This window comes from Catellatospora sp. NPDC049133 (genome assembly GCF_040648455.1).
Taxonomy (GTDB): Bacteria; Actinomycetota; Actinomycetes; order Mycobacteriales; family Micromonosporaceae; genus Catellatospora; species Catellatospora aurea.
Genome location: NZ_JBEZDT010000028.1, coordinates 107,441 through 127,518, shown reverse-complemented (window position 1 = coordinate 127,518; position 20,078 = coordinate 107,441). Strand labels below are relative to the sequence as shown.

Sequence of the window (20,078 nt, the reverse complement as noted above, 5' to 3'; positions counted from 1 at the left end):
CGAACGCGACCACGGCCAGGTCGTCCGGGACCCGGATGCCGCGCTCCTCGCAGCGGGCGACCAGCGAGATCGCCTCCCGGTCGGAGTGCGCCAGCGTCGACCTCGACCTTGCCGGCGCACCCGGTGACCAGCGGCGCGGCACGGACGTACAGCTCGTACCGGTCCGCGGTGTACCGCACCGGGAAGTTCTCCTTCGCCCAGACCCTGACCTCGGGATGCTTGCCGATCCGGCGCGGCCGGGCGAACAGCACCCCGTCGGCCGCCGACGCCGCCGCGGTGATCTCGGCGTCGGTCAGCCAGCCGGAGTCGATGCGCACATGCGAGGTGTCGACAAGCCACGGCGGCGTACGCAGCCCCGCCCGGGCCAGCATCGCCTGGTCGTCGGACACGAGAACCACGTCCCGGGGCAGCGCCCGCAGGCAAGCCTCCACCGACGTGTCGGCGAGCACCGGCGCGACCGTGCTGTGCGTGGTGTACCAGGCCCCCGCCGCGACCGCGGCCACCACGGCCATCGCCCCGGCCCACCGCCGCCGCGGCCCCGTCAGGCGCAGCACCGCCCGCCGGCCCACGGCCCACAACGCCGCCACCCCCAGCACGATCAGCGCCCCCGCCGGTGCGACGAACAGCAGCACGTGGTGCTTGAACACGGGATGGTGCAGGTACCCGTACGGCACGATCGCCGCCGCCCACACCGCGATCGCCGCGACGTCGGCCCGCCCACCCGCCCGGCCCGGCAGGCCCAGCGCGAGCAGCCCGCAGACACCCGCGGTGATGAAGTACGGCAGCCCCCAGTCACCGGTGTTGTCGATCATCCCGACGACGTCGGGGGTGCTCGCGGACTCAGCCGCCCGCAGGTGGAACGCGAACACCTGGTCCCAGGCCGCCCGCCCCGGCCGGATCACCAACAGCGCCGCACCGGCGGCCACGGCGAACCCGCCCAGCAGGGATCCGGCCGCGGCCGCGGTGCGCCGCACCCACGCCCACCACCCGGTCCCACCCGCTGCGGCGGTGGTCAGCAGCACCAGCGCGAGCGACGGGACGACCACGACCACGATGAGCTTCACCAGCGCGGCCAGGCACAGCGCCGCCCCCGACCCGGCCCACCACCACCAGCGGCCCGGCCGCCCCGCGGTGCGGGCGCGTAGCGCCAGGCACAGCGCGACCCCGCCCAGCGCCGCGGCGGGCAGATCCGCGCCGAACTGGAAGCTGTACCGCTGCACCAGCGGGAACGCCACCACGGCCAGCGCTGCCAGCATCCCGGCCCGCGGCCCGCGCAGCACCGCCGCCATACCGGCCGCACTCGCCGCGAGCAGCACTGCGAACCCGGTCATCAGCATCCGGGCCGCGGTCTCCCCGTCAACGGCTCCGAGCAGCGCGAACGGCTGGGCGACCAGCCATGGGAACAGCGGCGGCTGGGCGTGGAACACCTCGGTGTACGGCCGGGCGCCGTCGGCGATGGCCAGTGCGGTCTGCCAGTACACCCCGTCGTCGTAGTCCAGCACCTGGGTGCGGCTGGTGGCGGCCCGGTAGGCGAACGTCCACGCGGCCGCCGCGGCGACCGCGGCCCACAGCAGTGCGTCGCGTACCAGCGTGGCACGTGAGGTGACGGTGGCAGCAGTCATCGTCGTCCCGTCCAGAGGGTCAGGCGGCGGAGGGCCACGCGACGGCGTCGGCGCGTGGCGGGAGGCCCGCAGAAGCTAACACCGCTAATGGTGACCATGCGGTATCAAAAGCCTGTGTCGTGCATATCCGGCACATCGTGATGCGTGATGCCGGCCCGGCGATCCCGCCGATGTGACGCCATCGCAGCTCAGCAGCTATCCAGGCAGGGCTTCGCGTCAACTGGAGTTGACACGACAGGTTCTGTCAACTTACATTGACAGCATGAGCGACGCGACAAAACTCGCCGCCGCGGCCGGCAGCACCGACCCCGGCGTCGGCCTCCGGGCGGTGCTCGCCCTGCGACGGCTCCTCGAAACCCTCGAGACGCTGCAGGTCGGCAACGCCCGCAAAGCAGGCTGGTCCTGGCAGGAGATCGCCGACGCCCTCGAAGTCAGCCGACAGGCCGTACACAAGAAACACGCCGGCCGCTGGCCCGGACCGGACCGACGGGAGAAGTGATGTTCGAACGATTCACCACCGCCGCACGCGAAGTCGTCAGGGGCGCCCAGGACGAAGCCCGCGACTGCGGCCAGCAGCACTACATCGGCACCGAACACCTCCTGCTCGGCCTGCTCCGACCCACCAGCGGCATCCCGTACGACCTGCTCACCGCCGCCGGCCTCGACCACGACCAGGTCACCGCCGCCATCAGCCGCCACGTCGGCACCGCCGAACCCTTCGGCGCCGCCGACGCCGCCGCGCTCCAGGCCATCGGCATCGACCTCGACGCCGTACGCGCCAAACTCGAAGAGACCTTCGGACCCGGCGCCCTCAACCAGGTCACCCCGCCACCCCGGCGCGGCCTGTTCCGCCGCCGCCCCCGCGTCGCCGTCAGCGAAGGCCGCCACATCCCCTTCACCCCGCGCAGCAAGGTCGTGCTCGAACTGTCCCTACGCGAAGCCCTGCGCCTCAAGCACAAGTACATCGGCACCGAGCACATCCTGCTCGGCATGATCCGCGAGGGCAAAGGCCTCGCCGCACTGATCATCACCGAAGCCGGCGTCGACCTCGACGACCTGCGCCGCCGCACCGAAAACGCCATCGCCGCGGCCCGCACCTGAACCAAGCCACGCGGCCGAGGGAGCAGACCCCCGGCCGCGCCGGCTTGACCTGGAGCGCACTCCAGCACCTAGGCTCCCCACCATGATCGACTCCCGCCGGGCCGGCGCGGGAGTCCCGACCAGGGGAGCACCACCATGCGCTACCGCGCCCTAGGCCGCACCGGCATCGAGGTCAGCACCTACTGCCTCGGCACCATGATGTTCGGCACCGTCGGCAACCCCGACCACGACGACTGCGCCCGCATCATCCACCACGCCCTCGACCACGGCGTCAACTTCGTCGACACCGCCGACATGTACTCCGCCGGCGAATCCGAGACCATCGTCGGCAAAGCACTGCACGGCCGCCGCGACGACGTCATCCTCGCCACCAAGGTGCACTTCCCCATGGGCGAAGGCCGCAACCGCGGCGGCAACAGCCGGCGCTGGATCCTCACCGCCGTCGAAGACAGCCTGCGCCGCCTCGACACCGACCGCATCGACCTCTACCAGATCCACCGACCCGACCACACCACCGACATCGAGGAAACCCTCGCCACCCTCGACGACCTCGTCCGCGCCGGAAAGATCCGCACCTACGGCTGCTCCACCTTCCCCGCCGAGGAACTCGTCGAAGCCCACCACGCCGCCGCACGCCGCGCCGTCAGCCGATTCCGCACCGAACAACCCCCGTACTCCCTGCTCGCCCGCGGCATCGAAACCGACATCCTCCCCGTCGCCCAGCGCTACGGCATGGGCGTACTCGTCTGGAGCCCACTCGCCTCCGGCTTCCTGTCCGGACGCGTCAACCGCGACACCGTCGACCTCACCACCGGCCGCGCCGCCCTCACCCCGCACCGCTTCGACCCCGCCATCCCCGCCAACGCCGCCAAATACGACGCCCTCGAACAGCTCACCGCGCTCGCCGCCGACCTCGGCCGCACCCTGCCCGAACTCGCGCTCGCGTTCACCCAGGCCCACCCCGCGGTCACCTCGACCATCATCGGCCCGCGCACCATGGCCCACCTCGACACCGCACTCAAGGGGGCGGAGCTGGCCCTGGACGACGCGACCCTGGACCGCATCGACGAGATCGTCCCGCCCGGCGTGAACCTGTACCGCCCGGACGGCGCCTGGCGTCCGCCGGCCCTGACCGACAGCACCCTGCGCCGGCGCCCGCACGCCGACCGGGCCGCCGCCTGACAGCGCTTACCGGCCGAGGGAGAGTCGCCGTTCCCTCGGCCGGTGCGACGCACCCGGCCGCTGGCTGCGAGGCGTGCCGCCAACGGGTGGCGGCTCGACCTCGACCGGCTCGCGGCCGCCGTTGCGGCCGTTGCCGCGACGTTTCTTGGCGGTCCACGCCCAGGGCTGACAGCAGCCGTGCGGCTCCACGCCCGGCCGGCTCCCCGGCCACTGCGCCGACCTGTCCAGCCAGGCGTGGGGTACGCCGCTGGTAGCGCTCCAGCACGCCCGGCACCTGCTCACGAAACGTCTGCCGACACCCGCGCGTAGGGCAGACCGGCCGCCGCACCGTCACCACGATCACCGCCGGGCGCGCATCGACGCAGACGTCGCTCACGGTCCGCTCGTGATAGCCGTGCACACGGACGCTGGCTGCGCCGCAGTCAGGACAACGCACTGCCCCTGCTCCAGCGCGTGCCTGGATCCTGATCCACGCGCCCTCGTCCGTCACCTCTTCCACGACCAGCGGCGACAACCCGGCGAACACCGCCCGGAGAAGTTGATCAGCTTCACACCCGAGCAGGTATCCAACATGGATGATCGCTGCCGACCGTCACCACCGAATGTGCAGCTGAGCCGTTAGCTGCACAGCCCCTGTCCAAGATCAGGGGTCAAGCCCCGTCGTCGTAGCCGACTGTCAGCGTCACCTGGCTCGAGGCGGCCGTCAGTGCGGAGATGCGCACACGTTCCTGTTCCAGTCGTACGGCACGAGGCAGACGATCTGGCGGCTGTTCAGCCAGCAGCTGTGCCTGCCCCACCCCGGCGCTAGCCGCTCCGGCGCTGTCATCGACCGGCTGTGCCTGGCCAGCGCGTCGGCCGATCCCGGTTTGGCGTACACAGCGGTCCTGGCGCCCACGAGGTCGCCCTGAATCCGTTTCGGGTCCGCGCGCAGCCGGGTGCGAGATAGGCTTTGTACCTGCGGATACATGCCTGACGGGCTGCGGCGCTCGCATCCGAGAGAGTAGACGCCTTCTATGCGCGTCCCCAGTGCGCCCGCTCGGCGGAGTGGTGTGCCGGCGGTCTTGCCGCAGATCCCCACACGGTTTCCGTAGTCCGAGATGGAGGTCGGGATGAGGGTTGTGGTAGATCTTTCCCGATGCCAGGGGTATGCGCAGTGCGCGTTCCTGGCCCCGGACGCGTTCCGGATGCACGGCGAGGAAGCGCTGATGTACGACCCGAACCCCGACGAGTCGCAGCGCGACCAGGTGCTGCGGGCCGCGGCAGCCTGCCCGTTGCAGGCCATCCTCGTCGAGCGGCTCGCCGACCGCGACCTGGCGGTGGAGACGAGGCGGTCATGACCAGCAGGGCCGAGGTGTTACAGGCCTTCAAACGCGACGGTCGCATCGCCATCGTCGGCGCCTCGCTTGCAGGCCTACGGACAGCCGAGGCGCTGCGCGACGAGGGCTTCACCGGGTCGCTGACGATGATCGGCGACGAGGCGGGCGAACCGTACGATCGTCCTCCGCTGTCCAAGCAAGTGCTGACCGGTTGGGTACCTGCCGAAGGGACCACGCTGCCCCGACGTCGCGAGATCGACGCGCAGTGGCTGCTGGGGGTACCCGCGTCAGGGCTCGACCTGGCCAAGTACGTCGTGCGGCTCGCGGACGGGCAGGAGGTGCCCTTCGACCGGGTGCTGATCTCCACCGGGGTACGGGCGCGGCCCTGGCCGGTCGAGGCTGAAGCGGCCCTGGACGGGGTGTTCGTGGTGCGTACCCGGGAGGACGCCGACGGTCTGCGTCGAGCGCTCGCCGCCGGGCCCAGGCGCGTCCTGATCATCGGCGCGGGTTTCACCGGCTCCGAGATCGCCTCGATCTGCCGTGAGCGCGACATCCCGGTGACGGTGGCCGAACTCGGGCCCGCGCCGCTGGTCGGGGCGCTTGGCGCCATGATCGGTGAGATCGCGGCAGACATGCAGCGCGCACACGGTGTCGACCTGCGCTGCGGTGTGAAGGTCACCCAACTCGAGGGCGATGAGCAGGGCCGGTTCCGCCGCGCTCACTTCTCCGACGGCGGCTCGGTCGACGCCGACGTCGCGGTGGTAGCCCTTGGCGGCATCCGCAACACCGAGTGGCTGCGCGACTCCGGTCTGGCGATCGGCCCGTGGGGAGTCGCGTGCGACTCCGGCTGCCGTGCCTTCGACCTGAACGGCCTGGTCACCGATGACATCTTCGTCGCCGGGGACGTGGCGCGCTGCCCGCATCCGATCTACGAGTACCGTTTCATCTCGCTGGAGCACTGGGCCAACGCCGTGGAGCAGGCCCAGATCGCCGCGCACAACATGGTCAACCTCCAGGCGGACCGCTGGCCGCACCTGTCGATCCCGGCGTTCTGGTCCATCCAGTTCGGCGTCAACATCAAGTCCGTCGGGGTGCCGACCTTCGCCGACGAAGTAATGGTGACGCAGGGATCGGTGTCCGATCGCCGCTTCGTCGCCGCGTACGGATACAAGGGCCGCGTCACCGCCGCCGTCAGCTTCAACAACGCCAAATGGCTGGACCACTACCGCACGCTGATCGAGGCGGCGGCACCCTTCCCGCCGCCCCTGCCGACGCCGGACCAGCCCGCCGACGCCAAACCCATGCCGGTCGACTTCCCCGGACCGCTGCTGCTCAGCCAGGACGCCACCGTCGTCGTCACCGGCCACGACCCGAGCGAGCGGCGTGTCACGGCCGTACGGCTATAGAGAGGAAGCAGCATGACCACCACGGAGGCGCCCGACACCCTGCGCCGGATCCTCGACTACTCCAGCCGGGCCGACCCTTATCCACTCTACGCCGAACTGCGCCGGACCCCGGTGGCCCTGCAGGAGGACGGCAGCTACGTGATCAGCACCTATCGCGAACTCACCGAGATCCTGCATAACCCGCACCTGAGTTCCGACGTGCGCAACCTGTCCCGGCCGATGGCCGCGACCGAAGGACGGGAGACGCCGTCGTTCATCAATCTCGACCCGCCCGAGCACGACCGCATGCGGCGCCTGGCCATGCGCCACTTCGGCCCGCCGCACACCCCGGGCCTGGTCGACGGCATGCGCCCCGACCTGACCGCCATCGTCGGCGGCCTGCTCGACGGCCTGGCGGGCAAGACCGAGATCGACATCGTCGACGACTTCGCCTACCCGTTCCCGGTCACCGTGATCTGCCATCTGCTGGGCGTGCCCCGCGAGGACGAGCCGCAATTCCACCACTGGGTCAACGCCGTCATCGACGCGATCGACTACGACCCCAAGACCGACCCGCCGGAGAAGCTCAGCAACGGCGTGCAGGCCCGCACCGACCTGCACGCCTACCTCGGCGGGCTCCTGGCGCCGCGCCACGGCAAGCCCGGCGACGACCTGCTGTCACGGCTGGCCAACGACGACGGACCCGAGGGGCGGATGACCGACGAGGAGATCATCAGCACCGCCAACCTGCTGCTCATCGCCGGCCACGAGACCACCGTCAACCTCATCGCCAACGGCATGCTGACGCTGCTGCGCCACCCGCAAATCCTGCAGCGGCTGCGCAGCGAGCCGGACCTCATCGTCCCGCTGGTCGAGGAGCTGCTGCGCTACGAGCCGCCCGTGCACATCATCCCCTGGCGCGCGGCGTACAGCGACATCGCCGTGGGCGGCACCGTCATCCCCAAGGGATCACAGGTCATGCTCATGCTCGCCTCGGGCAGCCGCGACCCCGAGCGCTTCCACGAGCCCGACCGCTTCGACCCCGACCGCCAGGACAACCAGCACCTCGGGTTCGGCAGCGGCATCCATCTGTGCTTCGGCGGCCCGCTGGCCCGGCTGGAAGCCCAGATCGCGCTCAGTGAGCTGGTACGCCGGCTGGACAAGCCCAGGCTCGTCGCCGATCCGCCGCCGTACCGGCCCAGTCCGGTGCTGCGAGGCCCGATCCATCTACCCATCGAGCAGCGCTGACACGTCGGCGGGCACGGCGGGACGCGGCAGCGAGCGGTCGCCTGCAGCTGGGCCAGCACCGCCGACCCACGAACGTGGGCCACGGCGGGACCGCCCGCCCAGTGATCTGCGGCTTGCAAGACCCTGTGCATCGACCAGCGCGTAGGTTGAGGAACGGGCTGGTGCGGTTATCGCCGCGCGACCCGCACCCATGTCTTCGGGGGCGTACGGTGATAAATGTCCGGAGGCGCGTGTCTGCACTGCTGGTGCTCGGCATGGCGACATGGGCGGCGGCATCCTGCAGCCAGGTCGCCGCAGGCCCCAGCCCGTCGACCGCGCCGACGTCACCGACCGCCGCGCGAGGTGACTTCGCGGGATTGGTCGACATCGGCAACGGCCGCAGGGTGTACCTGGAATGCCACGGCACCGGCAGCCCAACCGTCGTCATGCAGTCGGGCTTCGGCAATGCCGGCGACATCTGGAGCCTGGCCGACGCGCAGCCGCCGGCGGTGGCACCCGGGGTAGCGGCCTTCACCCGGGTCTGCGTCTACGACCGTCCCGGCTCGCTGATCACCACGACGAACGCCGGCGCCACCGTGACAAACGCCCCTTCGCCGACCGCAGCGCGGAGCACACCGGTGCCGCCCATGCCCCGAAACCCCGCCGACCTGGTTGCGGAGCTGCATACCCTGCTGGCCGTCGCGGGCGTGCCCGGACCATATGTGCTGGTCGGCCACTCACTCGGTGGAGCCCTCAGCCAGCTGTACGCCCGCACCCATCCCGACCAGGTCCGCGGGCTGGTCCTCGTCGATGCCGGATCACCGGCGCACCGGGCCGCACAGTCACCGCAACTGTTCGACAAGAGCCGTTACCCCACGATCCCGCCGGGCACGGCGCCCGGCTACCGAACCGAGGCCTACGACCTGGGCGCCGTCTACGACCAGATCGAGGCGGCTGCACCGTTACGTCCCATGCCGGTGGTCGTGCTGTCCTCCAGTGACCTCGACCTGCCCGATCCCATGCCGTCGCCATACACGCCCGGCGAGCGCACGGACGTGGACCGGGCATGGCGTGAGGGCCAGGACGCGCTCGCCGCCGCAATACCCGGCGCCCAACACGTCACCGTCCCCGATACCTCCCACTACGTGCAGAACCAGCGACCAGACGCCGTCATCGAGGCCGTACGCGAGGTCGTCACCCGCGTCGCGTCGCCTCGGCCCACCGATTCCTGACCGACCCGCGCCTGGCCCACACCCTGTCCGACCTGCTCGGCCGGGACTGTACAAATAACGGCGGATCTGCTCGACCGGTGGGCGCGCACCGAACGCGACCTTCCCGCCGCCCCCGCACTCTGACTCCGCGGACCAGTGCCGTGTGCCGCGGGCCGATCGGTCCACGGCACACGCATGTCCTGCGAAGCTGACCCCGGCCCACCGGTCGTGGCCACCGTGCCGGCAGGACGATCAGCGGCAGGCCGGTGGCGTTTACGGCGATGTGGCGCTTTCGCCCTTCCGCCGGGGGTTCCGTCACGCCTGCCGGATCTCTGTGGCGCACCCGCCTACTACTCCGGCGCGGGCATCGGATCCAGCATCGTGTAGAGGTGTCTGATCCGCCCCTCCTCCACGATCGAGATGTCGGCGCCGCCGGCCGCCGGTGCCGCGCCCTCCGGCCCGAAGCGCCAGGCGAGATAGGTCAGGTTCTGCACGGTTCGAACCTCGCCGACCGGCTGGAAGACGAAACCGGGCGCCTCGTCCAGCAGGCGCTGCGCCTTTACGTCCAGGGCGGCCCAACCGACGACCACACGGGCAACGCGACGTTCGACGGCAACCTTGCGCTCAGCTACGAGAAGCTGGCCCGCCTGGCTCTCGACGACGCAGCCGTGGATCAGGCGCGCGAACTGGTGCAGCGGTCGCTGGACATCCGGCGCCGGCTCGCCGACGCCGATCCCGACGTTGTCGCGGCCCAGCGGGACCTCGGCGTATGCCTGACCGCCCTGGCCGCCGTTCATCACGCGGTAGGGGACCTCGGCCGGGCGCGGCAGGTGCTTGATCAGGTGCTGGTGCTGCGTCGTCGCGCCGTCGAGCTCGATGAGGACGACCTGGCTCTGCGGGAGGATCTCCTCGATGTCGTGAGCGCCCTGGCCGACGTGCTCCGGCCAGGCGGCGAGGTCGAACTGGTGCAGCAGTTGGCCGAGGAGGCGGCGACGATCGCCGACGCGCTGACCGAGGCTGACTCCGGCAACCACATCTGGCACCGTAAGCGGCTCACCGCGTGCTGGCGGCTCGGTGACCTGGCGCTGGCCGCGGCGGATGTCGCCACGGCCGGCACGCACGTCACCGAGGCGCTGTCGGTGGCGCAGCAGCTGGCCGAGGCCGACCCCGCGGCCGTCGAGGCGCAGCGTGACCTGATCGCCACTTGGCACCGCATGTCCGACCATGCCGTGGCCGACGGCCGCCCCGAGGACGTGCGCGGTCATCTGGAGCGGGCGGTCGAGGTCGCTCAGGACCTTGTCGCCCGGCTTCCGCGCCACAGCGGCCTGCACCGTGATCTTGCCGAGTGCCGCCGGCGCCTGGCGGAATGGCTACGTGATCGCGGTGACCGGGCAGAGGCGCGCACCATGTTCAAGAGGGCGTTGGCGAGCTGGCGGCGCAGGGCGTCGCTCGAGCCGCACGACCTGCAGGCTCGGCTGGCGCAGGCGGAGATGCACGGCCGCCTGGCCGCGCTGGCCAGAGACGCCGCCGCCCCGCCCGCCAGCCACCAAGCCGACGGTGGTGCTGGTGCACGGCGCGTTCGCCGACTCGTCGAGCTGGAACGGGGTGATCGAGAGGCTGCAGGCCCAGGGCTACCCGGTGGTGGCCGCCGCGAACCCGCTGCGGGGCCTGGCCTCCGACTCCGCCTACGTCCGCAGCGTGCTGGACAGCGTGAAGGGCCCGATCGTGCTGGCCGGGCACTCTTACGGCGGGGCCGTCATCTCCAGTGCCGCAGCCGCTGACCCCGACGTGAAGGCGCTGGTGTACATCGCCGCGGTCACCCCGGAGGTGGGGAGAACACCGCCGAGCTGGTCAACAAGTTTCCGGGCAACACCCTTGGCGGGCACCTGGAGCAGGCGCCGTTCCCGCTGCCAGGCGGTGGCGAGGGCACTGACCTGTATGTCGCGCATGACGCGTTCGGTGAGCACTTCGCCGGTGACGTGCCGGCCAAGATCGCCGCGCTGATGGCCGCGACCCAGCGTCCGGCCGCGACCGCCGCCCTGGAGGAGAAGGCCACCCACGCCGCGTGGAAGACGATCCCGTCCTGGCCTGCTGGCCACCGAGCACAAGGCCATCCCGCTGGCCGCGCAGAAGTTCATGGCCGAACGCGCGAAGTCCAAGACCGTCGAGGTCAAGGCGTCCCACGCCGTCACGGTCTCGCGTCCGGGCCCAGTCGCGGATCTGATCATGCAGGCTGCGCGGGCGACGAAGTGAACTCCGTGCTCGTGCCGGTCACCATCCGGACCGGCACGGGCACGGCTCCTCAGCCCTGAGCCCTTCGCCAAGCCGTCTTCACGACGGGCACCCGGAGGCCGTGGACTTGCCGCGACTGCTGCGAGAGCGTCAACGCGCATCGGACGGCGACCGCGTGTGGTCAGGAGCGAATCGGCAGGCGCATGACTGATTCGCTCGAGGAAGGCGCCGTCGACCATGGACGGTGCACGGCGCTGTTTCGATGCTCCACTCGACGAGGAGCACTCCACAACTCGCCATCACCGCGGCGCGAATGCCGAGTCCACCGGTGGAGCGGCGTGATCAGGCCTTCCAATCTGCTGGCGTCGACGCCGAGCCGGCCGGCGAATTCATCAATCGGAGACCCTTTGCCGGGTACCAAATAAGCACTGTAAGCACTGTCAAATGCGCAGTACATTGCATAATGAAGGCGGCTTGCCGCCAATCACCTCAAGCCGTTCCGGGGCAACGCCGGGCGCGGCGATGGAAGGACGAGCTAATGAGCACCACCGGTCAAGAAATCAAGAATGTCGTGCTGGTGCACGGCGCGTTCGCTGACGGTTCGGGCTGGCGCGGCGTGTACGACACATTGACGGCCCGCGGCTACCGGGTCACGATTGTGCAGAATCCGCTGACCTCGTTGCAGGACGATGTCGCGGCGACCACGAGAGTGCTCGACCGGCAGAACGGCCCGACAATTCTGGTCGGCCACTCCTGGGGCGGCACGGTCATCACCGAGGCAGGAGTCCACCCGAAGGTCGCCGGACTGGTCTACGTGTCGGCGCTGGCGCCTGACGCGGGCGAGACCACCTCCCAGCAGTACGAGGGATTCGCCCCGACGCCCGACTTCGTCATCGACGTCGTGGATGGATACGGTTTCCTCAACCACGACAAGTTCAAGGCAGGCTTCGCCGCGGACGCCAGCGACGACGACGCCGCTTTCCTCCGCGACGCCCAGGTGCCCATCAACATGGCCGTGTTCGCGACGCCGGTGAAGCACGCCGCATGGCGCGACAAGCCGAGCTGGGCCGTCATCGCGACGGAGGACAGGGCGTTCGACCAGGCGATGCTTCAGCACATGGCCACGCGCATCGGCGCGAAGGTCACCAACGTCTCTGCCAGCCACGCGCTGTACCTGACTCAATCTGGCGTCGTCTCCGACGTCATCGTGACCGCCGCACAGAACGCCACCGCAGGCGCTCGCTGACCCACCGACACTTCGCCGCTGGGCCGGCTCGCACGCGACGTGAGTCGGCCCGAATCCGTGCGGCGTGACCGTGTGTCGAGCCGCCTCCGGCCGGACGTGCCACACTGGCACCGCCCGGGAGTGGGACTCACCTCCCGTAGAGGACCCCGGCGACGTCGGCGGCCTTGGCTGGCGTCAGCCGCAGCCCGCATATCGCCCTCGAGTGCAGGTCCATCGCGGAGGTGAGCTATCTGTACCCATCGGCACGTCGTCGGCTCCGTCGCGTAGACGTCCGGCCTGGTGGTCTCCGCCGTGGAAAGCCACCCTCACCACTGGCCACCCGCATCGTCGTCGACCCCGCCGACGCCAGCGCCGCCACCTCCGGTGCCACCGGCCCGCTGCTGTCCACCCGCACCCTCAACCAGGTCGCCGCCGAGGTGCGCGCGACGACCTCGCCGCCGTCACCGGCCTCAGCCCGACCGTGGTCACCTCCGGCACCGCCGACCCCGGTGACATCGTGCTGCGCCTGGACCCCGACGCGGCGCGTTCCGGCTGTACCACCCGTCGTATGCGGCCGCCGCGCCGACCGATCCGGCCCAGCGCCACGGCCAGGCCGACATCGACATCGCCGCAGTGACCTGCTCGCGGCCACCGCAGGCCGGGCCCGGGGCGGCCGCCGAGCCCGAGGCCGCGCGCCTGCGCTGGCGGTCCAGTGCGGGCGGCTGCCGCTCGTCCGGCCCCCGCTGCTAGCTTTTCTTGGGAGAAGCCAGTAGCGAGGAAGCTCCCATGCCCGTCTACCAGTGCTCATCTCCCGTGGGCATGCCCACCGCCGACATGCGCGACGGCATCTCCGGCACCGGTCTGTAGATTCGCCGCCGGAGCGGACTCAGCCCTCCGCCAATTGCAGCTCACCCCGGCCGAAGGAGAAGTTCTCCTTGGGCACCGGAATGATGGCGAAGAATATGTCGTCAGGTGAGACGCCGAGCGCCTCGACGACGAGTTCGTTGACTTTCATGGCCAGCCTTCGCTTTGCCTCAAGCTGGTGGTGGGGGCCCAGGAGCACCGTTATGATCATGGCGTTTTCGGTGCGCGTCATACCCATGTAGGTCGGATGCAGGAACAGTTCGTCCTTGCCGTGCTCGGTGACCGAGATGAACCTGTCACCGTCGTCGAGGTTGAGCGCCTGGACGAGGGATTGGACGAGCGCGTCGGCGAGCGCCTGCTTCTGAGCAGGCGTGAATCGTCCCTGAGGAAGGGCTGCAGTAAAAACCGGCATCGCCTTTCTCCTTTCCACTCGGGCGAGACCATTCTTGAGGGCGTGGAGATCATCGGATTCGGGCGGCTCGGGAAGCCCGCCTGCGGCCGAATGCGGCTACTTCCGCCGCTGCTCGATCAGGCCCGGGCCGGCCTGGATCGTGAGTTCGTCGGGGGTGATGTCGTGGCCGTTGTCGCACACCAACCGTGCGTGTACCGGTGCCTGGCACTGGCGGTGCACGGCCTGCACAGGCGGGCCATTCGTGTCCGCGGTCCAGGTGTCGCCCCAGTCCCGCAGGGCGGTGATGACGGGCAGCAGTGCCCGGCCCCGCGTGGTCAGGCGGTACTCGTATCTCGTGCGCTGGCCGGGCTCCTGGTACGGCACCCGTTCCAGGAGCCCGTCGGCCGTCAGCTCCTTGAGGCGGGCGGCGACGGCCGGCTCGCCGACGCCCGCGCGGCGGGCGAAGTCGTCGAAGCGGCGGGCGCCGAAGAACGCCTCCCGCAGGACGAGCATGGCCGAGCGGGTGCCGATGATCTCGAGGGTCCGCGCGATCGAGCAGTTCTCCATCGACCAGGCGTCCCGGTCCCGGAGCAGATCGTTCACCATGTGATGGTACCTATCCGGCTCGTCTCGACGGGTGTCTGTCGTTGGCCCGGACCGATGGTCCGGCTGTCGGCTCATGTATCGAGCCGTTCGATGATGGTGGCGTTGGCGGTGCCGCCGGCCTCGCACATGGTCTGCAGGCCGTAGCGCCCTCCCGTGCGCTCCAGCACGCCCAGCAGTGTGGTGGCCAGCCGGGCACCGCTGGCGCCGAGCGGGTGGCCGATGGCGATCGCGCCGCCGTCGACGTTGACCTTCGCCGGGTCCGCGCCGGTCTCGGCCTGCCAGGCCAGCACGACCGACGCGAACGCCTCGTTGACCTCGAACGCGTCGATGTCGGCCAGGTTCAGCCCGGCACGGGCCAGCACCTTGGCGGTGGCCGGGATGATGCCGGTCAGCATGTAGACGGGATCGTCGCCGACGACGGTGGCAGTGTGCACCCGGGCGCGCGGGCGCCAGCCCCGCCGCCGGGCCGTCTCGCTCGTGGTCAACAGCAGCGCCGCGGATCCGTCGTTGAGCGGGCTGGAGTTGCCCGCCGTCACCTTCCAGTCCAGGTCGCCGAAGCGGCGGGTCCAGCGCTCGTCGGCGAAGGCCGCGGGCAGTTCGGCCAGCCGCTGGACGCCGGTGTCCGGCCGGATCGTCTCGTCCCGGTCGAGCTCCGCCCCGGGCACCGGGGCCACCTCGGCGGCAAACCGCCCGGCCTGCCACGCCTCGGCGGCTCGGCGGTGGCTCTCGGCCGCGAACTCGTCGAGCTGGGTACGCGACAGCGCCCATTTGCGGGCGATCAGCTCGGCGCTGACGCCCTGCGGGATGAGGCCGCCGGGGTAGCGTGCGGCCACCGAGGGGCCGGCCACGTCGGCCCGCACCCCGCCGACCAGCGCGCTGCTGCCGATCGGCACCCTGCTCATGGACTCGATCCCGGATGCGATGACAATGTCGTACGCCCCGGCGACCAGTCCCTGGGCGGCGAAGCTGAGCGCCTGCTGGCTGCTGCCGCACTGCCGGTCGACGGTCACCCCGGGCACCGACTCCGGCATCCCGGCAGCCAGCACCGCCAGCCTGGTGGTGTTGGTGCTCTGCTCGCCGACCTGCGCGACAGCACCCCCGATCACGTCGTCGATCTCGGCCGGGTCGAGCTCCGGCACCCGGGCCAGCAGGCTGCGCAGCGTGTGCGCGTGCAGGTCCACGGGATGGATGTGGGCGTAGCCGCCGCCGGCCTTGCCCTTGGCCGCCGGCGTACGAACCGCCTCGACGATGACCGCGTCTCGCATGGCTCACTCCTCTGCTCCGATGTGGTCTCCACGACGGCGGACGCGGTGGGCTGCGCGTTCCGGCCTTGCCGGGCCGCGCAGGCGCCGCTCCTCCGCGTGATCCGTCCGGCTGTGCTCAGCTGTAGAGCGCGACGGCGCCGCCCCAGAGCGCGCCGGGGTTGAGCCTGGTCGGGAAGCGTTCGAGCATGCCGCCGAAGAAGCCCAGCGCCGTGGTGTGTCGGGACAGCAGCTCGTCGGCGGTATCGAGGTACTCCCGGGTCTGGGCGAGAGCGCGGCCGGCGTCGTCGTCGAGGGCCTTGTCCTTGTGGCCTGCGACGATCAGGCGCGGGTGCAGGGCCTCGACGGCGGCGATGGCCTCGCGCCACCGGTCGCGGCCGCCGTCTGCGGACTCTACGAGGTACTGGTGCACGCCGTTGTAGACCACGTCGCCGGCGACGACGAGGTCGAGGTCGGGCACGTGCAGGACGCTGGTGTCGTCGGTGTCGCTGTGGCCGACCTCGACGATGCGCAGCTCGTGGCCTTCGAGCAGGAGCAGGTTGCCGGCCGGCGCGGTGGCCGTGACGGGCGCATCGGGGATCTGGCCGGGCAGCAGCCTGTCCCAGAAGCCTGCCCGGATGGCGACGTTGTGGTGCATCTGCTTGATGGTGCCGGCGGAGGCGACCACCTCGGCCCCGAAGCGTTCGGCGAGCACTCCGGCGGTGAACCAGTGGTCGCCGTGACCGTGTGTGGCGAAGATGTGGGTCAGGCGCTTGCCGCTCGCCTCGACCCAGGCGCCGACCTGCTCGGCCTGGGAGCGGGTCAGCGGCGGATCGATGAGCACGGCGTCCCGCTCGCCGGAGATCAGGGTGATCGACAGCGGCGAGAACGCCCGCCGATCACCGTTGGGCACCGGCTCGCTGACATCCAGCGGCACGGGGTCGGCGACGAAAACGTCGTAGCGGATGGTCATTGTTCTCACCTTCCAGCTGAATTCCACGCGGAGCCAGGCCCCGGCGGCTCGCGGGCGATGTCGAACCCTCGCCCTGACTTTCACGTACTTAAGCTAGCTAGCTGGCACTGACTTTGTTAAGCCAGGTGGCAGCAATGAGACGAACGCCACATTCCGGTGCCAGGACTCCGGCAGCACGACCCGCGCTCGGAAGACATCGGTCCTCCAGTACGGGCAGAAACTCGTGCAGCGGCGGGTCGAGTAGCCGCACCGTGACGGGTAGACCGTCCATCGCGGCGAGGATGTCGACGAAGTCGGCGCGCTGCAGCGTGAGCAGCTGCGCCAGGACGGTGTCGCGTTCGGCGCCGCCGTCGGCGAGGATCAGCCGTTCGATGAGCTGTCGGCGTTCGCCGAGGAGCATGTGTTCGGTGCGGCACAGGCCGATGCCGCATGCGCCAAGGCTGCGGGCGCGGACGGCGTCGGCATCGCCTTCGAGGTATCGGGCCACCGGGGACGCCTGCACGGGCACCGCGCCCAGGTAGACCCGGCCGGTCATGCCGTCGACAGAGATGACGTCGCCGGCGTGTACCACGGTGCCGTCCACCGTGAACGTGCCGCTGTCGGCGTCGATCAGCAGCGCCTCCGCCCCGCATACGCAGGTGCGGCCCATGCCCCGGGCCGCGACCGCGGCGTGTGAGGTCTTGCCGCCCCGGCTGGTCAGGATGCCCTTGGCGGCGATCATGCCGGGCAGGTCGTCGGGGTTGGTCTCGCGGCGCACCAGGATCACGTCATGGCCGGCTGCGGCAGCCTGGGCGGAGTCGAACACCACACGCCCGACGGCGGCGCCGGGAGCGGCCGCGATACCGGTCGCCAGCGGGGCCGGGGCGGCCCCGGCGTCGAAGGTCGGGAACATCAGCTGTGCCAGCTGGGCGCCGCTGACCCGCTCCAGTGCCTCGTCCAGGGTGATGACGCCCTCGTCGACCAGCTGTGGGGCGATGACGAAGGCCGCGGCGGGGGTGCGTTTGCCGACGCGGGTCTGCAGCATCCACAGCTTGCCGCGGTCGATCGTGAACTCGATGTCGCACAGGTCGCGGTAGTGCCGTTCGAGGGTGTCCATGTGGGACATGACGGCGGCGAAGTTCGCCGGGTCCAGTTCCTGCAGTCGCTGCAGCGGCACGGTGTCGCGGATGCCGGCGACCACGTCCTCGCCCTGGGCGTTCGGCAGGTAATCGCCGTACACGCCGCGCTGCCCGGTGGCCGGGTCCCGGGTGAATGCCACCCCGGTGCCGGAGCCTGGGCCATGGTTGCCGAAGACCATGGCCATCACGGTGACCGCAGTGCCCAGGTCCTGCGGGATGTGCTCCTGGCGGCGGTACAGGGCAAGCGGCCGCCGGTGTGGAGGTGGTCAATGTTGGTGGATGCGTTGAATGCGGGTGCGCAACCGCTGCTGCATCAGATCCACTGCCTCGGTCAGGGTCGGGGCCGCGGCTCGAGCGTGCACGTCGATGCCGTTTACGTCCACGTCAACGCGAGCGGTGGCGGCCAGCGGAGCCGACCCCCGGTCGTGGCTGAGTTTGATCCGCACGAACAGTACCGCTGCCGGGGCGTGGCGCAACACCACGTGGACCTTGCGCGCAGCGTAGGCGATCAGGTCAGTCGGCACCGGGCCGTACGTGCGAACCTGCACGGGATGGTCTGCAACGATGTGACTGGTCATGGTGAACCTCCACTAGGTCGAATCACGGCAATGACCACGTTCCTGCGGCAGGTGGCGCCGCGACAGAGCCCGGCGTCATGCCCCGAGGTGCCGTTGGTCCCGAACCAGAGGCGACCCTGAGCCTGGGTGTCTTACGAAGGTGCGTCCGGAAGGCGAGGCGGTGGGTCGGTGCGGGCCGCGACGGGATCACCTACCGGGGTGTTAACACGTCAGCCCGTGGCTGGAAACTTCGTGTTGATTGTGGTCTGGCCGATCGACTGGCTTGCGGCACCACCCGGCAAGGAATCGGCCGTGGTCTGCGAAGACGGACGTGACTTGCGCTCCGACGCCCTACCGGTGTCGCCTTCCGCTGCGGCTGCGCCACACTGACGGGGACATCGCGGCGGGATCGAGCGCTTACCCGGCCGTCGTCCAGTCCGCTGTGACGGCCGTGATCGGCGCCCGATTGATGTGGCATCGCATGGTGCACACGGATGGCGTCACAGCTCACGTTCGCGCCAGAACCTCGCAGTGACACATCGGCATTCGTTGACGCCATAACAGTGAACATTGTTTCCTGTTTGGTCTCACGTTAACGGAGGTCCACCATGAGACGACTGGCACTGGCCGTCGCCGTCGCGATCGGCCTGGCCACAGCCGTCCCGGCCGCCGCCGCGCCACCACCCGCCGCCCCTGCGGCGGTGCAGGCGGCGGCGGTGACGCCGATTCAGATCTACGGTGCCTGGCACTGCAGCAACGACGCCTGCACCTGGGCGGCGGTGCGAAGCGTGGCCGAGTTCGACAGCCAGAACCACTGGCTGATCGACCGCGGCGACGGCCGACCCTCGGTCAACGTCGTCGTGCTCAGCTTCGTCAACCCGCTTCGCCTGCTCAATCAGACCACCGACGCCGGCAACCTCAACGGCCTGCCCCGTGGCATGACCGCGGAGATCGTCAACTACTTCACCTCCCGTGGCATCAGGGTGATGTTCTCCATCGGCGGCATCACCTACACCGACGACTGGGACGCCGCCCTGTCCGCCAACGCGACCCTGCTCGGGCAGCGCGCCGCCGCCGTCGCGACGCAGTTCGGCGTCGGCATCGAGATCGACTACGAGCAGAACACCAACCCTAACCTTGTCGGCCTGCAGAACTTCATCAACGCCTACCGGGCCGTGCACCCCTACAACGCCGCCGGCACGGACCCGACCGCGCGGCTGACCATCGACGTGGCCGCCGGAGACCGGTGGCTGATCGACATCAACCGCAAGGCCACCGCCGACTGGCTGCGCACCGACACCCCGGTGCTCGACTACGCCAACGCGATGGTGCCCGCCCGCCAGCCCTCGGCGTCCACAGCGCAGGCCAACTGGCAGGAACACATCGACGGCAAGCCGCAGTACAGCCCACCGGTGCTGCCGCTGGCACCGGCGAAGTTCACCGGCGGGTTCTACGTCGCGGTCGGCGGCAAGGTCATCCCGGAGTGCAACAACTACGCCAACTCACTGCAGAAGGCCACCGCGCCCTACGTACAGTCGGTGACGCCCAACGGCGCCGGCACGAGCGCGGGCATGCTCGGGTTCATGTTCTGGGCGGCGGAGAAGCCGTCCACCCGAGGCATCGGCACCGCACCGCCGAACACCTGCGAGGGCGGCATGGGGGTCGGAGCGACCAGCCTGAACATCCCGATCCCGATGGCGGCACTGCGCCAGAGCTGACCCGCCACGCGGGCTGGACCTCGGCCGTCCCGGCGGCACACGCCGCCGGGACGGCCGGCCCAGGATGCGGGCCACGCAGGTCGGCGGGTGGAGCAGATCGATCGCGTGC

16 protein-coding genes and 4 pseudogenes are annotated in these 20,078 nt (G+C 70.4%); 11 read left to right on the top strand and 9 right to left on the bottom strand.

Annotation, left to right across the window (positions count from 1 at the left end):
* Both AB0B35_RS28895 and AB0B35_RS28890 read right to left on the bottom strand, forming a co-directional pair.
* Window positions 1-142, bottom strand: a 142-nt coding sequence (locus AB0B35_RS28895; RefSeq protein WP_361051002.1) for a substrate-binding domain-containing protein, incomplete at its 3' end; no start/stop codon positions are given.
* 922 nt (window positions 143-1,064) lie between these two features.
* A pseudogene (locus AB0B35_RS28890) lies at window positions 1,065-1,622 on the bottom strand (glycosyltransferase family 39 protein); the annotation flags it as partial.
* A gap of 262 nt (window positions 1,623-1,884) precedes the next feature.
* Between AB0B35_RS28890 and AB0B35_RS28885 the strand changes: the two are divergent.
* The 3 genes from AB0B35_RS28885 to AB0B35_RS28875 all read left to right on the top strand — a co-directional run bounded on the left by AB0B35_RS28885 (window position 1,885) and on the right by AB0B35_RS28875 (window position 3,905).
* Window positions 1,885-2,121, top strand: a complete 237-nt coding sequence (locus AB0B35_RS28885; protein WP_360541267.1) for an HTH domain-containing protein — start codon at window positions 1,885-1,887, stop codon at window positions 2,119-2,121.
* Window positions 2,121-2,723 carry a Clp protease N-terminal domain-containing protein gene (locus AB0B35_RS28880; protein ID WP_360541269.1) on the top strand — a complete coding sequence of 201 codons (603 nt, stop codon included), beginning with the start codon at window positions 2,121-2,123 and terminating at the stop codon, window positions 2,721-2,723. The genes AB0B35_RS28885 and AB0B35_RS28880 overlap by 1 nt, the downstream gene beginning before the upstream one ends.
* Before the next feature lie 135 nt (window positions 2,724-2,858).
* Window positions 2,859-3,905 carry an aldo/keto reductase gene (locus AB0B35_RS28875; protein ID WP_361050991.1) on the top strand — a complete coding sequence of 349 codons (1,047 nt, stop codon included), beginning with the start codon at window positions 2,859-2,861 and terminating at the stop codon, window positions 3,903-3,905.
* 316 nt (window positions 3,906-4,221) lie between these two features.
* Here the strand turns inward: AB0B35_RS28875 and AB0B35_RS28870 are convergent.
* A pseudogene (locus AB0B35_RS28870) lies at window positions 4,222-4,341 on the bottom strand (transposase family protein); the annotation flags it as partial.
* Between the two features lie 673 nt (window positions 4,342-5,014).
* Here AB0B35_RS28870 and AB0B35_RS28865 point away from each other — a divergent pair.
* The 7 genes and pseudogenes from AB0B35_RS28865 (at window position 5,015) to AB0B35_RS28835 (ending at window position 12,522) form a co-directional block, all read left to right on the top strand.
* The gene (locus AB0B35_RS28865) at window positions 5,015-5,242 is read left to right on the top strand and encodes a ferredoxin (protein WP_361050988.1); all 228 of its coding nucleotides are present in this window, start codon (window positions 5,015-5,017) and stop codon (window positions 5,240-5,242) included.
* Complete coding sequence (locus tag AB0B35_RS28860; protein WP_361050985.1) at window positions 5,239-6,627, top strand: FAD-dependent oxidoreductase; 1,389 nt, start codon at window positions 5,239-5,241, stop codon at window positions 6,625-6,627. The genes AB0B35_RS28865 and AB0B35_RS28860 overlap by 4 nt, the downstream gene beginning before the upstream one ends.
* 12 nt (window positions 6,628-6,639) lie before the next feature.
* Complete coding sequence (locus tag AB0B35_RS28855; protein ID WP_361050982.1) at window positions 6,640-7,854, top strand: cytochrome P450; 1,215 nt, start codon at window positions 6,640-6,642, stop codon at window positions 7,852-7,854.
* A gap of 230 nt (window positions 7,855-8,084) precedes the next feature.
* Entirely contained in the window at window positions 8,085-9,065 is a 981-nt protein-coding gene (locus AB0B35_RS28850; RefSeq protein WP_361050980.1) for an alpha/beta hydrolase, read from the top strand.
* A 260-nt stretch (window positions 9,066-9,325) separates the two neighbouring features.
* Window positions 9,326-10,471 (top strand): annotated as a pseudogene (locus AB0B35_RS28845) (tetratricopeptide repeat protein); the annotation flags it as partial.
* A 130-nt stretch (window positions 10,472-10,601) separates the two neighbouring features.
* Complete coding sequence (locus AB0B35_RS28840; protein WP_361050977.1) at window positions 10,602-11,048, top strand: alpha/beta hydrolase; 447 nt, start codon at window positions 10,602-10,604, stop codon at window positions 11,046-11,048.
* A 766-nt stretch (window positions 11,049-11,814) separates the two neighbouring features.
* Window positions 11,815-12,522, top strand: coding sequence for an alpha/beta hydrolase (locus AB0B35_RS28835; protein WP_361050974.1), 708 nt, complete (start codon window positions 11,815-11,817; stop codon window positions 12,520-12,522).
* Window positions 12,523-13,387: 865 nt separating this feature from the next.
* On the opposite strand, the gene AB0B35_RS28830 is transcribed toward AB0B35_RS28835, so the two are convergent.
* The 6 genes and pseudogenes from AB0B35_RS28830 to AB0B35_RS28805 form a co-directional block, all read right to left on the bottom strand.
* Window positions 13,388-13,777 (bottom strand): tautomerase family protein, encoded by a 390-nt coding sequence (locus tag AB0B35_RS28830; RefSeq protein ID WP_360537570.1) that lies wholly within the window; start codon window positions 13,775-13,777, stop codon window positions 13,388-13,390.
* Between the two features lie 96 nt (window positions 13,778-13,873).
* Window positions 13,874-14,359: a helix-turn-helix domain-containing protein gene (locus AB0B35_RS28825; RefSeq protein ID WP_360537572.1), complete on the bottom strand. Its 486-nt coding sequence runs from the start codon at window positions 14,357-14,359 to the stop codon at window positions 13,874-13,876.
* 74 nt (window positions 14,360-14,433) lie between these two features.
* On the bottom strand, window positions 14,434-15,627 hold the full coding sequence (locus AB0B35_RS28820) for a thiolase family protein (RefSeq protein ID WP_361050971.1): 1,194 nt from the start codon (window positions 15,625-15,627) through the stop codon (window positions 14,434-14,436).
* Window positions 15,628-15,742: 115 nt separating this feature from the next.
* Window positions 15,743-16,576: an MBL fold metallo-hydrolase gene (locus AB0B35_RS28815; RefSeq protein ID WP_361050968.1), complete on the bottom strand. Its 834-nt coding sequence runs from the start codon at window positions 16,574-16,576 to the stop codon at window positions 15,743-15,745.
* A gap of 202 nt (window positions 16,577-16,778) precedes the next feature.
* Window positions 16,779-17,933: pseudogene (locus tag AB0B35_RS28810) on the bottom strand (PEP/pyruvate-binding domain-containing protein); the annotation flags it as partial.
* A 27-nt stretch (window positions 17,934-17,960) separates the two neighbouring features.
* A complete protein-coding gene (locus tag AB0B35_RS28805) occupies window positions 17,961-18,272 on the bottom strand; it encodes an HPF/RaiA family ribosome-associated protein (protein WP_360537578.1) in 312 nt (103 codons plus the stop codon).
* 587 nt (window positions 18,273-18,859) lie between these two features.
* Between AB0B35_RS28805 and AB0B35_RS28800 the strand changes: the two genes are divergently transcribed.
* Window positions 18,860-19,969 carry a hypothetical protein gene (locus AB0B35_RS28800; protein WP_360537580.1) on the top strand — a complete coding sequence of 370 codons (1,110 nt, stop codon included), beginning with the start codon at window positions 18,860-18,862 and terminating at the stop codon, window positions 19,967-19,969.
* Window positions 19,970-20,078 lie beyond the last annotated feature (109 nt).

Bases quoted from the DNA above. Each gene is read 5' to 3' on its own strand.
- AB0B35_RS28855 (WP_361050982.1), top strand. From the start codon at position 6,640: ATGACCACCACGGAGGCGCCCGACACCCTGCGCCGGATCCTCGACTAC.
- AB0B35_RS28820 (WP_361050971.1), bottom strand. From the start codon at position 15,627: ATGCGAGACGCGGTCATCGTCGAGGCGGTTCGTACGCCGGCGGCCAAG.
- AB0B35_RS28830 (WP_360537570.1), bottom strand. From the start codon at position 13,777: ATGCCGGTTTTTACTGCAGCCCTTCCTCAGGGACGATTCACGCCTGCT.
- AB0B35_RS28885 (WP_360541267.1), top strand. From the start codon at position 1,885: ATGAGCGACGCGACAAAACTCGCCGCCGCGGCCGGCAGCACCGACCCC.
- AB0B35_RS28835 (WP_361050974.1), top strand. From the start codon at position 11,815: ATGAGCACCACCGGTCAAGAAATCAAGAATGTCGTGCTGGTGCACGGC.
- AB0B35_RS28815 (WP_361050968.1), bottom strand. From the start codon at position 16,576: ATGACCATCCGCTACGACGTTTTCGTCGCCGACCCCGTGCCGCTGGAT.
- AB0B35_RS28865 (WP_361050988.1), top strand. From the start codon at position 5,015: ATGAGGGTTGTGGTAGATCTTTCCCGATGCCAGGGGTATGCGCAGTGC.
- AB0B35_RS28800 (WP_360537580.1), top strand. From the start codon at position 18,860: ATGAGACGACTGGCACTGGCCGTCGCCGTCGCGATCGGCCTGGCCACA.
- AB0B35_RS28880 (WP_360541269.1), top strand. From the start codon at position 2,121: ATGTTCGAACGATTCACCACCGCCGCACGCGAAGTCGTCAGGGGCGCC.
- AB0B35_RS28805 (WP_360537578.1), bottom strand. From the start codon at position 18,272: ATGACCAGTCACATCGTTGCAGACCATCCCGTGCAGGTTCGCACGTAC.
- AB0B35_RS28860 (WP_361050985.1), top strand. From the start codon at position 5,239: ATGACCAGCAGGGCCGAGGTGTTACAGGCCTTCAAACGCGACGGTCGC.
- AB0B35_RS28875 (WP_361050991.1), top strand. From the start codon at position 2,859: ATGCGCTACCGCGCCCTAGGCCGCACCGGCATCGAGGTCAGCACCTAC.